Origin of the sequence: Pseudomonas migulae NBRC 103157 (genome assembly GCF_002091715.1) — a bacterium.
GTDB lineage: Bacteria > Pseudomonadota > Gammaproteobacteria > Pseudomonadales > Pseudomonadaceae > Aquipseudomonas > Aquipseudomonas migulae_A.
In genome coordinates, this window is the sequence record NZ_BDAG01000002.1 from 103,208 (window position 1) to 117,445 (window position 14,238).

Below are 14,238 nucleotides of genomic sequence, written 5' to 3' on the forward strand. Positions count from 1 at the left end.
AAGCTACAACACAATCTACGACTTTTTCGAGGGCGCCGTATGCCAGCTCCGGCGACCAGTGCGAGGACGTCATCAAGCTATTGCTTGTTCAGCCACTTTCGCAGAGGTACGCAATTTGGCTGAACTCAAATATGGACTCGTTCGGCCAGTGGTTCCGCTACTGAGGTATAGCGAATGCGCCAAATTGCCGGGATATCCATTGAAAAAGTCATTCAAATGCGCATCGCTCTCAATCGGCCAATGGAGCGTGCGCGCTTACTGCTGAAAAGCTACTTCTGATGATTGTAGCTATTCGTGCGCAAGCGAAATTTTCCGATCAATAGCGTTCCTCACCCCATGGTTCTCGTAGGGCAATTATCGGATACTGCCATTGCGCCAGCACCCATTTTTCAAGGTTGAAACGACTCATGGCAAGGAAGAAGGTAAAAAACTCCACAGGTAATGGCATCCTGATCATTTTCGCTCTGGCCTTCGGCGCAGTCGCATCGATCCCGAAAAATGCTTGGATCGCCATTGGTGTTATTGCTTGCATTGCCGCGGTTTTTTGGCTGCTGGTTCGTCGCTCAAGGCGACAGGCCGAGAAATTTTCAGTGGCCGTTTCGGAGACGGAACGTCTGCGAGAGCATCAACGGTCAGGCCTCACTTTCTCTATACGAGAGGTTTCAGGGAGCCATATGGGCACAGAGGAAACCTCTGATTTTTACACTGTCCAACTCGGCTCAGCATCTTCAAAGTCCTTCAAAATTCCAAATGCGAGCACGCAAAAACCTGATGTTCGCTGGGTGCCCGCGAGTGAATCTGTCACCGTTTCCGGTTTTTTAATTCCGGGTGGCATGTTCTATATGGGCAGCGTGCTAGGTGGCCGGCACGATGCCGAAGAACCTTCACTGATAAACCCCAAACTCCGTATCGCAAAGACACACGTCGATCTAGAAGAACGGCTGATGTCCTATTGGCCTAGTTTTCACTCCATCACGTCAGAGGCTCGCCGTGGATACCTTCAATGGCTGGAGGGCGGCCGTCGTTACCCACTGGCAGACACCGGCTACGTATTTTTGTATTTCTATGGTCTAGAGCGTCGAGCACTCGTTGACGCAGTGAGTGACCCGGGCGTTAAGGCTGAGCTTCCTTTGATCGTAGAAGAAGTCCAGCGCCTATTGAGTATCTACGGGGAAAATAGGTCGTTCAGGGGATATGCGGAAGGTTTTCTGGATTACCTGAGCAACACCAAGATCGATCCAGACCTTTACCTTGGCCCACCTCCCAACGTTGTCGCGTATAGCTACGAGATGCCACTGCCACTGCGCGTAGGCCTGGGGCAATTCGCTTCCAACAAGCGCCCCCTTGATGCCGATTGGGCATTAGCCTGGGCGCTAGCTGACCCCAACATCAGCAAACGCACGCCCGTGACTCGCTGCAAGGATGTCTTTTCGAGACTGTTCAAGCTTAAGTACACAAGCGCCCATCCTAAGGGTCTTGTCCTGGCGCAGAACAAGACAAAACTTAAAACCAGCTATCGGCCGGCCTCCGCGGTCTTAATGGCCCCCACGCTTAGCTTGGGTGACCTTCCTGATGTCCTGGCCACGTCAGGTACACGAAAAAACCTGCAGTTGCTGGTTGAGCTATGCACTACCGAGCTTGAACCCTACAGCCGATATTTGGGCCGCAACCCTGATAGCGCAGAAGCTCTCGAAGGTCTTTTGCAACTTCCCGTCGCTCTCTGGCCGACGGCAGCCCGTACAGAATTGGACGAGCTTCAATTCAGAATTGGCGACGACCTGATTGTCATGAGCTTTGGCGAACTCGCAGGCCGGTTCAAGAGCGCCGGCGCCCTGTCCCGCGACAAAGTACTTGCACTTGCCCGCGCGCTGGAATCGCTTCACATCGGTATTGAACCCGACGTACTGGCTGGCAGTAAGACACCGAAAGCAGAAGATCAAATCGCGCTGTTCGTGACTCAACCAGAAGACGGGTCACTGCGAGCTTCTGCAGCCTACAATGCTGCTTCGGTGACGCTCGACCTTGCTAGTGCTGTGGCTTCTGCCGATGGTGATACCTCCACTGAGGAAGTTACGCTTCTTGCTCAACACATCGACTCCTGGAATCACCTGAGTGTGGCCCATCGCAAACGCCTTAAAGCACACCTGCGAATCCAGATCCAGCAACCACCAACGCTGGCCAGCCTGAAGAAAAAACTCGACCCACTAACGATCGAAGCCAAACGCACGATTGCCAGCTTTCTGGCCCATCTGGCGCAAGCTGATGGCATCGTCAGCCCATTGGAAGTGAAACTTCTTGAGCGCGTTTACAAAGCCCTGCAGCTGGACAGTCAGATGCTGTACAGCGATCTCCACGGTGCTGCATCTGGAGCAAGTATTGCCTCCGTAAAACCAAAAGCCGGCATTCCTCGTTCCGAGCCTGGTACCCCGATCACCGCCACTGCGAATCAAGGGTTCGTGCTTGATCACGAGCGCATTGCAGAACTGCAACGAGAAACCGCAGAGGTCTCCGCCCTCCTTGCCAAAGTCTTCACTGATGACCAGGTTGACGAACCGGAACAGTTGATCGATGTGGCAGAATCAATACAAGAATCGAGTGCAGACATTGATGGTCTCGATTTGGAACACTCTGCATTCCTTCGGTTGCTGATCTCACGCCCTGAGTGGAGCCGCTCCGAACTTGAAGCTGCCGCCAGCGACATGGAGCTGATGCTCGATGGTGCCCTGGAACAAATTAACGACATGGCTTTTGAACGTTTCGACATGCCCGTCACTGAGGGTGATGACCCTGTCGAGATCAATACAGACATTCTGGAAGAGTTAGCCCTATGAGCACTATCAGAGCCAAGGATCGCGATGCGGTCATCCAGTCGCTACGCGCAGGCGTCGTTCCTCGCGTGGGCCAACACCTGATTCAGGTTGGCCGGGTAGGCGAACTAGATGCACTGATTAAGGACGTCAATCGCCTGGTTGAAAGTGGATCTGTATTTCGAGTCGTCATTGGCGAGTACGGTGCGGGCAAGACGTTCTTTCTGAACCTGGTACGAGCCATTGCCATGGAGCGCAAGCTTGTCACCATGCATGCCGACTTGAACCCAGATCGCAGATTACATGCCACGGGTGGACAAGCACGTTCGCTTTACTCCGAGTTGGCTAAAAACATGTCGACTCGTACGAAGCCCGACGGAGGGGCTATGCAAGGCATTGTTGAGAAGTTCATCTCTCAGGCCAAAACCGAAGCCAAGGCGGCGGGTACGGACAGCGAGACTGTTATTCGTGCTCACTTGGCCGAGCTGACCGAGATGGTCAACGGGTATGATTTTGCGGAGGTGATTGCCGCCTATTGCCGAGGTTTCGAAGAAGGCAACGAGCAGCTCAAGGCCGACGCCATCCGTTGGTTGCGTGGAGAGTTCACCACTAAGACTGATGCCCGAGCAGCCTTGGGTGTACGAACCATCATTGATGATGCCTCCGTCTACGATCAGCTCAAGCTCCTGTCGAGATTCGTCAGACTTGCAGGTTTTGGCGGTCTGATGATCTGCCTCGACGAACTGGTCAACCTCTACAAACTGGCCAATACCCAAGCTCGTAATGCCAATTACGAACAGATCCTCCGTATTCTCAACGACTCTCTGCAGGGATCGTCCGAAGGGCTTGGTTTCGTTTTAGGTGGCACTCCTGAGTTTTTGATGGACACTCGTCGGGGGCTATTCAGCTACCCTGCCCTGCAATCTCGATTGGCCGAGAACTCGTTTGCAAAATCAGGATTGGTGGATCTGTCGGGGCCGGTCATTCGCCTGACCAGCCTGACCCCGGAAGACTTCTACGTGCTGCTTCAGAAGCTTCGTCACGTATACGCTGGCGGGGATGTCGAAAAATACTTACTACCTGACGAAGCGCTCCCCTTGTTCATGGCGCATTGTAATCAGCGCCTGGGAGAAGCTTACTTCCGCACGCCACGTACCACGATCACAGCGTTCATCAACCTGCTCGCCATCTTGGAGCAAAACCCGGGCGCCGATTGGCGAATGCTGCTTGGAGCCGTCGAGGTCGCCAGGGACTCAGGCGGCGAAGACGATACCAAAGTCGATGCGGACGATGAACTTGCCACCTTCACACTCTGAGTCATCGGGTTTCGATCAACTTGAGTACCGAATCCAGCGATGGGTTTGGGCGGAAGGCTGGACTTCCTTGCGCGACGCCCAGGAATGGGCGGTACCTGTTCTGGTGGACGCCGATCAGGATGTCATCATCGCCGCAGCAACAGCGGCAGGCAAAACCGAGGCTGCTTTTCTTCCCATACTCACCAATTTGCTGAATCGTGATGATCCACCCGGTTCGGTGCTGTATATCAGCCCGCTCAAGGCCCTGATCAACGACCAGTGGGACAGGTTAAGCCGTCTTTGTGAGCAGCTTGAGATTCCCGTAGTGGCTTGGCACGGGGACATCTCCTCAAGCAAAAAGCATCGCTTTTTGAAGTCCCCTGAGGGGGTGCTTCTGATCACTCCTGAATCCCTTGAAGCCCTGTTCGTCAACCGCGGTTCAAGTCTTGGCGGGGTGTTCCAGCACCTGCGTTATATCGTCGTGGATGAGCTGCATGCGTTCATCGGTAGCGAACGAGGCAAGCAACTTCAGTCGCTAATGCATCGGGTAGAACTTGTTGCCTGCCACCGTCTCCCTAGAGTCGGGCTCTCAGCCACCCTCGGCGATATGAAGATGGCGTCGGAGTTTTTGCGTCCGGGAAATGCCGATGGCGTTACCGTCATTGAATCAAAAAGCTCCAACCAGACTCTCCAGGTGCAAGTTCGTGGTTACATTCAGCCACCCATGAGCGAGCTCAAGAAGAAGCCCGTAAAGCTCTCTGACCAGGCGGAAAATGAAGACGAGACAGAGAACGAGGCAAGCCCAGACTTCGCGATCGCTGATCATCTTTACAAGGTGTTACGCGGCAGTAACAACCTGATTTTCCCAAACAGCCGGTCTCAGGTTGAATGGTACGCAGATCAACTGCGACGGCGCTGCGAGAAAGACGGCGTGCCTAACGAATTCTGGCCTCATCACGGTAGCCTTTCGAAGGACTTACGTGAGCAAGCAGAGCATGCTCTCAAGGCAGGGACTCAAGCAGCATCCGCGATTTGCACCACGACGCTTGAGCTCGGCATAGACATCGGCAGCATCAAAACAGTCGTGCAGATTGGTGCCCCACCATCGGTGGCGAGTCTGCGACAACGTCTAGGGCGATCGGGAAGGCGCCCAGGAGAAAAAGCAACGCTGCGCGTTTACTGCAAGGAATCGCCACTCAAAGATGGATCGAGCCTCTCGGATCAACTGCGCCAAGGCTTGGTTCAAACCATTGCCATGATTCGACTGCTGGCCAAGGGGTGGTTTGAACCTCCCAGGGCTCAAGGCATTCACGCGTCCACCCTCGTTCAACAATGTCTTTCAGTGATTGCCCAGTGCGGCGGTGCATCTGCTGCAGATCTCTGGAAAAGCTTGATTGCTGAGGGAGCATTTCCAAAAGTTGAGAAACCAGACTTTGTGAAGTTGCTCAAGGCGCTCGGCGAGCACGAGCTCATTGTTCAGGACAGCTCAGGATTGCTTCTCCCTGGGACGGTTGGAGAGCGATTGATCAACCACTATGAGTTCTACAGCGCATTCACCAGCGACGAAGAATTTCGCCTTGTATGCGATGGTAGGGCACTGGGATCTGTGCCGGTAAGCCGTCCACTGACCAAGGATCAGCGCATTATTTTCGGAGGTCGGAGGTGGCAGGTTCGTGATGTTGATCTCCAGGCCAAAGTCATCATCGTTTCAGCAGCACGCGGTGGCGCCCCTCCTCAGTTCGATGGCCTGGGTGCGATGGTGCATGACAACGTACGCCAAGAAATGCGAGCCGTCTTGGCAGACACACTCCCCTGCCCCTTTATTGATCAAGGGGCTCAAGAGCTTCTCGACGAGGCTCGAAAGACATTTGTTTCGCTGGGACTTGGTAAGCGCTACATAGTTGAGTCGGGCGGTAAGTGTTATCTGATGAGCTGGCTAGGTGATCATGCCAACGATGCACTGCGCTTGTTACTCAATCATGTCGGCCTTTCTTGTGATAACGCAGGCCTTGCCATTGAGGTTGACGCCGACATCGGTCGAACCCAAATGGCACTGAAGGAAGTCGGAAGCCTGGATGCTGCTGATCTAGATTCGATACTTTCGGAAGTGGAAAACATGCTGCGCGAAAAGTGGGATTGGGCACTGCCGCATTCCTTGCTGATGAAGTCGTTTGCTTCCATATCGCTCGATATCTCGACCGCAATTCTTTTTGCACAGAGTCATTCCGTGGAAAAATAAGCGGAAGAAACTGCGCTGCATTGATCCGATACTAGACGCAGAAAACACTGCGATGCTTCCCCGCTGGGCTGATGATGAGTAATCACCGCCGGCTCCGCTTTGCTTAACCTGGGCCTATTTACCGGCCGGCACGGAATGATTTGTTTTTAATCGAGTATCGTGGCCCACCGGCTAACACTTAAACATCGAAATCTCCGAGAAGCTTACCTTCGATGAAAACTAGGTCGATATTTAACAGTTCTCAGTCGACCAGCTCCGTGCCATCATTTTGCAATCCACCCCAGCGATAAAAGGACGTACCGATGGCACAACAATATCTCATTCCGGCCCTGATCGGACTCTTCAGCTTGCTGTTTCTGGGGATCGGTTTCTGGATCAATAGCCGTATCGCGGCAGGCAAGCTGGCTCAACAATTCTCCGAAATACAATCCAGTCATCAAGCTGAACACCAGCAATTGCTGAACGATGTTGCGCTTTCTCGGCAACGTGAGCAGCAAATGCTCCATGAGCAATCGGAACATCAAAATGAGCTGAAACTGGCCAGTGAAGCATTGGTGAACCATCGAGAAATCGAGAAGCAGCTCAGCATTCAGCTCAGCGAGTTCAAGACTTCGCTGGAGGCCGAGAAGCAACGCACGCTCGATAAAGCGCAGCAACTCGCAGAGGCCGCCGCTCTCATTGAAAAACACAGTGTGGAAACGAACCTACTCCGGCTACAGCTCGGCGAATTAAAACAAGAGCTTGGCCAAGGCCAGGAGCAGACTCGGCAGTTGGATGAGTTGAAGCAGGCGCTGACGCAGCAGCAAGCGCGTTTTGACGCAGCTCAACTACAACTGCAAAAACAAGGTGAGCATCTAGGTCAAAGCGCGGAACAAGCGCATCAGCTAATGGAAGTAAAAACCGCCAATAAGGACCTCCAAAGTCGTCTCGACAATGCCCAGGAAGAATTCAAAAAGCAGCGCGAACAATTGGGGCAGGCAGCAGAACAAAAGGACCAATTGGACACGCTGCGCAACACATTGGCCCAACGAGACAAAGAACTAGCCGATACGCGAGATGAACTCAGCCTTGCGAAGCAGAGTCTTGCCGAAATAAATATGCGCCACCAGCGCGACCAGCACTCAGCTGCAGAGAAACTGCAGCTGTTGGAAGATAACAAGGTCCAACTCAAGCAGGAGTTTCAGAACCTTGCAAATCAGATTTTCGACAGCAAACAGCAGAGCTTCTCGGAACAAAGCCGCCAAGGGCTGGACACTCTGCTAAAACCGTTCAAGGACCAGCTCGAATCATTCCGTCAGCGGGTGGATCAGGTTCACTCCGATACCGTCCAAGGCCAAAGCTCGATGAAAAGCGAGCTGGTCAAGCTGATGGAGTTGAACGTCCAAATCACAACCGAGGCGTCAAACCTTACCAAGGCGCTCAAAGGCGACAAAAAACTTCAAGGCACCTGGGGCGAGCAAAAGGTAGAAATGCTGCTCGAGCAAGCAGGACTGCGCAAAGGGTTCGAGTACCACCGCGAGGCGAACTTCAAGGACGACGATGCAGGAAACAATCGACCAGACTTCGTGGTCAATTTACCTGAAGGCAAACACATCATCATTGACAGCAAAATGTCGCTGGTGGCCTATACGGAGTACGTCGCCGCCGAAACCGACGAAGATCGCACCAAAGCCCTGTCCGCTCACGTTTTGGCGTTGAAGAACCACATCAACGGGTTGTCCGATAAGAAATACACCGACCTTAACGGAATCAACTCTCCCGACTTTGTGTTTTTATTCATGCCGGTTGAGCCCGCGTACCTAGTAGCGGCTGAGCACAGTCCGGGGGTATTCCAGGCAGCCTATGAAAAACGTATTGCGATAATTACCGCCACCACCTTGCTCCCGGTATTAAGGGTCGTATCGAATCTGTGGAGTATCCAACGTCAAAACAGCAGCACGCTGCAACTTGCCACGATGGCGAGCAAGGTCTACGACAAGTTGCGAATCTTTGTGGAAAAAATGGACAAGCTCGGCAATCAGATCGCAACGGTGCAGAAAAGCTTCACAGAAAGCGTCAATACACTGAAAGGAGATCACGGAAGCCTGACCAAAACCGTGGACAAGTTCGTCGCCTTAGGCGTTACAGTGTCCAAGCGTCTACCCGCTTCAGCGGTGGGAGATGATGAAGAGATGGAAAGCGAGTTGGCTACACTGCCAGTGGAAAGTGCGGCCAATACCTGATCTGAACAGTGAGCGGCGGCCCTTGCCGCTCATTTTGCCTCAACTGACCCCGAGCACTCGTTCAAAGTCACTGGCTTGAATATCCCCGGAGCCGCTCAACATATCCCTCGCCAACGCCCGTCTCTTGCTCAACAGCTCATCCAGCGTCGCTTCAAACGTCGGCATCGCTGCATCGCGCACTGTTGGGTAATACACGTAAACATCCTTCTCCTGCCCGATCCGATACGCACGGTCGGTGGCTTGATCTTCTTTGGCCGGGTTCCAGCATCGGGTGAAGTGGATGACGTGGTTGGCAGCCTGAACGTTGACACCAAAGCCAACGGCAATAGTCGAGAGGATGATCACAGAGAACCCCGCCTGAGCCTGGAACTGGTCGATCAGTTTTTGTCGGCTGTTCGCGCTCTGGCTGCTGGTGCTTGTGTCGCCGTTGATCACGGTGGCGCGGAATCCGAAATGCTCCTGAATAGCGTGTTGAAGTTCACGCTGGATATCACGCAGTTCGGTAAAGAGAATGACTTTGTCACCCTTCCCGGCCTTTTTGATGGACTCCAGGGTATCGATCAGCCAGCGCAGTTTCGGCGAGTTGTCACGCAGGCGTTTGTCCGGCTGAACACTATAGGGGTGAGCACAGATGAGTTTGAGCTTGTGCAGCAGGCCGAGCATTCCGGAGGTTTTCTGATCAAGCTGTTCTTCGATCTGTTGCTTCTGGCTATAGGCAGAAATTTCCGAGAGGTAAAGATTTCGCTGTAGGGTGTGCATCGACAGTGAACGGCAACCCTTGTCTTCGATTTTCGCGGGCAGGTCTTTGGCGATGTCTTGTTTGGTGCGGCGCAGGGTTTGCGGCTCAATCAGCTCACGCAAGCGTTCCAAGGCAACGGTGTCTCGCTCAAGTGCAGCTTCGATGGGTCGCTGGTACTCCCGACCAAACTGGTTCAACCCGCCAAGGAAGCCTGGCTGGATGAAGTCGAACAGGCACCAAAGATCAATCAGGGAGTTTTCCACTGGCGTCCCGGTGCAAGCGACCCGGAATCGAGCCGGAACAGCCTTGATTGCCTGAGTCACCAGAGCGGCAGGGTTCTTCAGTTTCTGAGCTTCGTCGCACACGACGATCGACCATTGCTGGCGAGCTAGGGAAAACTCTTGGTCACGAAGCGTTTCATAGGTGGTCAGTACGATACGTGCACCGCCAACCCAGCCCGGGCGAAGCAGGTTCTTGATACCCTTCGCCTTCAAGTCGGCGGGAATCTCGTCTTTCTTGAACTTCACCGCGCTCAAAGTCGAGCCGTAGAGCTTCAGGACTGGGAGTGCGTCAGCAAAGAAGAACCGGTGCAGCTCTCGCTCCCAGTTATCGAGCAATGAAACCGGCGCAACGATCAAGGTCGGCTTGTCTTGAGGATATTGCTCCAGATACCAGACCAGAAACGTCAGCAGTTGTATGGTTTTGCCCAGGCCCATGTCATCGGCGAGCAAGCAACCTGAGACGTCTGTTGGCGAAAGCCGGAAGAGATGTTGAAGCCATGCAACGCCCTGTAACTGATGTTCTCTCAAGATGACGTCGGGTCTTAGCAGGCTCGGCAGCTCAGGCCGAGCATCGAGTGCTGCTCGTAGGGCTTGCTGACGTACTTGAACGTACGTTGGCTCGTCGATGTTATGACCTATTTGGAGTACCGCACGGCCTACTTTTTCGTCAAGACTCGAAATCCGGGTCTCGGGTATGGATATCTTTTTGGACCAGGCATCAAATAGCTGCTCTGCCGCCGAGATGGAAAGCGGCGTGTCGGAGAGTGGCATCAGCACCGTCTCATCACCTGCCGCGCGAGCCTCGTCCAGCCGTTGCTCGAACTCATCAAACTGAGCCCGATCCGACGGATCCCAGCGCCCGAGGATTTCGGCGTCGATGCCTAAATCCGCGAGGTCTTTAGGCAACCAGTTTTCTGTCGCCTCCTTGACCAGAAAAGGTGACGTGATGCGCTCTGCTTCGCCGATGCCAGTGACACGATCGCCATACAGCGACAAATCCAACACTGCGTCGAACTCCGCGCCAGCCGCTTCGTTCTGCCAGCGTCTAAGCAACTCACTGATGCCTGCCAATTGGCGTAAATCGAAGTCGCTTAATTCAAGCTCGTAACCCTGCCAGAAGCCCGCCGGCATGCCTGCAGCCAGCTTCAACTGAAGCTCATGCACGAAGGGAGCAAACTCATGGGCTTCGTTGAACGGCAGCTCTATCGATGCTTGCGGCGTTGGTGAAATGGGCTCAAGGGTCAGGTTAATGCGCTGAATGCGCAGACCGGTATCGTCGTTGAGCTCGGGTTCAAGATGAAAACGGTGAAAGAAGATACCAGCGTTCGCCAGGTCGCTTTCATAGGTATCAGCGTCTAGCACCTGACTGGCACTATCACCCAAGGCACTATAGGGGTTCCGGATAAATGAAAGCGCATGGTCGCCCGCCACCCGGCGTCCGTGCAGTGAACGCACATAATCGAGCACCGATTTAACTTCCGGCTCGATCAGCACATGGGTCAATGATCCGTCAGCCCCGGTGACTCGGTAACGATCTTGCACTTGTTTGTGGGCATCGAAACTTTCCAGCCAATTTTCCGGCTGCCCGTCGAAAGTAGGTTCCAGCTCGATGACTGGCGTATTGCCTACGCTCGATTTACGTGGATTGAGACGAAGATTATCGGGCCTGACCACAACGGTTTTTTCGAGAAAACCATCCATACCTGCGCCAGCCTTGCGGGCCAGCTTGCGGACGCTGGCCCAACCAATCTGGTTGGTAAGTTCGCCAGGGCTTTCTTGTTGCGATAAATGGAGCTGCCGAACAGCACTCACCAATTGATAAGTTGCCTCAGGCAGCAGCTCGATTTTATCGCCATGCGTGAGGACTGCGCCCGTGCGTTTGGTTTGCACTGTAGCGGCGGATTCGTTATCGCGCCAAGCACCTATCGATACCTTGAAATCGTTCGAAGCAAGACTGCCTTGGCTAGTGAGCTGCGGGGTAAAGTTCGACTGCTTTGGCAATCCGAGCAATGGTACGCTGCTGACGTGTCCTTCGTCATTCAATAGTCGATAAAGCTCGTCCCACGGCAGTAGCCATCGATCACTGAGTTGGGATACGAACTCTTCCTCTTCGAGCTGATCGAGGTAACTTGCCAGTGGCCAAAACTCAGTACTCTCGGCAAGGCTCAGCGGGAAACACAATCCCTGCTCCTCTATCGAGTACGTCGGCAAATTATTGAGCTCACCGGACTTCGGCAGCAGGCCTTTTCCAGATAGAAAACGCTTGAGCATTACTGCCTCCAGAATCTCAGTGGCTGATTGTTGACGGGCTTGAAGCCTAGGCGTTGAAGGGCGGCTATAGCGGGGGGGTCATGGCTGTCCAAGTGGACTTGGAAGGCACCACCCTTGCCGCGGGAGTCGTGGATTTTGTATCTAACCGTTTTCACGGCATCTCGGACTTGTTCGTCCAAGCTCGTCAACTGTTGCTTTGAGGATGAGTACGGCCCAAACCCAGACTGCGTTTGAATCGAGATCCCTAGTCGCTGAAGTTCATCATCAAATTTGCTCAACCAACCCTCGATTCGAGTTGGACTGCTGGGAGCCGGTGAGTGGCGCATGCGCGCCAAAGCCCTGGGCGGTTGTTTAAGCTCCCCAAGTTCTAATTGAGATTTGTCCGGATTGAACGGTGATTTAATTGCCTCATACACATAGCAGGCGTTACCTGTGCCGGAAAACTCTACAAAAAAATAATTCCCTATCTGCATGACCACGGCATTGTTGTGGCTAGGAGCGCCTCCCAAGCGACTGAAACGCCCCTTATTTTTTTCACGAAAATGGACGAAGTCTTTACTTCGATCACCCCAAGCGTCTAATCCCATGACAATGCGGGTGTAGCTCATCTGATTTGCAAAACGAAGCCAGTAGTAAAGACGCGAATGGTCAACGTCGGCATCACCTTTCAACAGATTGAAGAAGTGCTCAAGGTCTTCTTTCGCAAACCACGCGACCACCATCGCACAAACGTCTTTCTCCACGTACTGAAGCCAGCTGTTTTGTTTGGAACGAATCTGTGGGCTGCCCCAGTTATCCAAAGCAGTCTGTTTGAGAAGGGACGACGGTTTTTCCCGATACGTCGCTGCGTGATAACGCGTCAGGCAAGCGCTGAGGAGCGCATTCATGTATGTCGGATGCTGACGTCCGATCTCAATGAAGTCGGGGAATCGTTTCGAGAACTCTTCGTCGTCCAAATTGAAGATTCGAGACAGCAATACGCTAAATATCCGGTGCCATAACCAACTGTTGTTAGGGATCTGCGCGATCGTTTGCAGCACTGAGAGATCACTGATTTCGCCATTGAACATCTGCTCGCCAAGCGTCTCTCCCGCCCGCTCGGAAAACAGCTCCTTATGATGCTGGACGATGCGCATCCATTCTTTTTCACGAGTTTGTTGAGCCTTTACACAAGCGAAACCCTTGCGGATGTCGCCTTGCAACAAGCACCAGACGGGATTCGTGTCGGGCTTATCGGACTCGTAACCGAAGTAGCTGAAACAAAGCGCCAGCCAATCGCGGCGGCTCAGGCGCCGTTTTTCGATCCGCTGACTGACCTCGATATGGATTCGGCCATAAAGTTGCTCGTCCTCAAGAATGGGTCCTACACGCTCGCTTTTATCTGCGAGACCGGCGAAGACCATGCGCCACTCGGAAGACGTCAGAGGCAGGACATTCCTGAACTTATTGATGGCGGCTCTACGTTTTTCCTGAGGCGGTGGCAACGCTTTCTCTGCCCGCTCAAACCGGTCATATAAATCAGCACTGGCAGCTTCCATTCTAGGAAAGCGAGCCAACGGTTCAGAACTGATCGCACTTCTACGGGCAGCGAGCCCGAGCGCTATAGCTGACGACAGCTTGGCTAATGCACTAGTCATCGCGTCATCGCCAACTGGCATTTCTCGGACACTGTGCTGGCGAATACCGGAACTTCTGGTTTGAGGTTTTCCTCCTTCTCCTTCAAGCCGTAGAACTGCATTCTCAGTTCAACTCGGCGGCTTGCCTCGTTGGTGTCCTTTGCGTTGTTGAAAGAAACACCACCCGCCAGGAACATCGATCTGATCTGCTGTTGTCTTTCAGCTGAAAGGTCGATTTGCAGAGGGCTGCGACTATCAAGCAGGCTACACATCACCCACTCGGACCGTTGTAAGGACAGGTGCAGGTTGTACAAATACGAGCCGACGGTATCGGTAAACCCCTCGATAACGACCTGTTTGAACCACTTACGTCCCTCTTCGCTATCGGCAGCATCAAGAATGAGTGGCACTACGCCCTGAAGGGCGCTTTGACCCTCGTCGCTCAATGAGTACTGGTTATGCCCAAAACGTCCCGCCTCACCGAAGCTGATGCGATTGTCTTTGCAATCGACGACGATGGTTGCATTCGAGTGCTTAGCCTTGAGCTGCAAATGCTCGCAGAGCTGGCTAATGTCGCGACGGCGCTGTTTCTCGCCCTGCTCTGACTGATTGATCCTCTGGGTGACCGAGCTCAAAGCTGCAACCATCACGACGAGAAACAGGATCATCATGGCGGTCATCAAGTCTGCAAAAGAGATCCAGAACGGTTTCTCCGCATCATCCTTGGCGCGAGCCACCGAAGGCATTTGCTTACCAAACATATGTCAG

Annotated in this window: 7 protein-coding genes; 4 read left to right on the forward strand and 3 right to left on the reverse strand. The window is 53.4% G+C overall.

Features of this window, described 5'->3' with window-relative positions; genetic code table 11:
- Positions 1-407: 407 nt before the first annotated feature.
- The 4 genes from PMI01S_RS02690 to PMI01S_RS02705 all read left to right on the forward strand — a co-directional run bounded on the left by PMI01S_RS02690 (position 408) and on the right by PMI01S_RS02705 (position 8,563).
- Positions 408-2,831, forward strand: a complete 2,424-nt coding sequence (locus PMI01S_RS02690) for a tellurite resistance TerB family protein (RefSeq protein WP_084317909.1) — start codon at positions 408-410, stop codon at positions 2,829-2,831.
- Entirely contained in the window at positions 2,828-4,123 is a 1,296-nt protein-coding gene (locus tag PMI01S_RS02695; protein ID WP_084317910.1) for an ATP-binding protein, read from the forward strand. The genes PMI01S_RS02690 and PMI01S_RS02695 overlap by 4 nt, the downstream gene beginning before the upstream one ends.
- Positions 4,098-6,341 carry a DEAD/DEAH box helicase gene (locus PMI01S_RS02700; RefSeq protein ID WP_084317911.1) on the forward strand — a complete coding sequence of 748 codons (2,244 nt, stop codon included), beginning with the start codon at positions 4,098-4,100 and terminating at the stop codon, positions 6,339-6,341. Before PMI01S_RS02695 ends, PMI01S_RS02700 begins: the two co-directional genes overlap by 26 nt.
- A gap of 302 nt (positions 6,342-6,643) precedes the next feature.
- Positions 6,644-8,563 (forward strand): DNA recombination protein RmuC, encoded by a 1,920-nt coding sequence (locus PMI01S_RS02705; protein ID WP_084317912.1) that lies wholly within the window; start codon positions 6,644-6,646, stop codon positions 8,561-8,563.
- 39 nt (positions 8,564-8,602) lie between these two features.
- On the opposite strand, the gene zorD is transcribed toward PMI01S_RS02705, so the two are convergent.
- From zorD to zorB1, 3 genes are read right to left on the reverse strand one after another with little or no spacing between them, the layout of a single operon-like run.
- Positions 8,603-11,854 (reverse strand): type I Zorya anti-phage system protein ZorD, encoded by a 3,252-nt coding sequence (gene zorD, locus PMI01S_RS02710; RefSeq protein ID WP_084317913.1) that lies wholly within the window; start codon positions 11,852-11,854, stop codon positions 8,603-8,605.
- The gene (gene zorC / locus PMI01S_RS02715; RefSeq protein ID WP_084317914.1) at positions 11,854-13,491 is read right to left on the reverse strand and encodes a type I Zorya anti-phage system protein ZorC; all 1,638 of its coding nucleotides are present in this window, start codon (positions 13,489-13,491) and stop codon (positions 11,854-11,856) included. The genes zorD and zorC overlap by 1 nt, the downstream gene beginning before the upstream one ends.
- The gene (gene zorB1, locus PMI01S_RS02720; protein WP_084317915.1) at positions 13,488-14,231 is read right to left on the reverse strand and encodes a type I Zorya anti-phage system protein ZorB1; all 744 of its coding nucleotides are present in this window, start codon (positions 14,229-14,231) and stop codon (positions 13,488-13,490) included. Before zorB1 ends, zorC begins: the two co-directional genes overlap by 4 nt.
- Positions 14,232-14,238 lie beyond the last annotated feature (7 nt).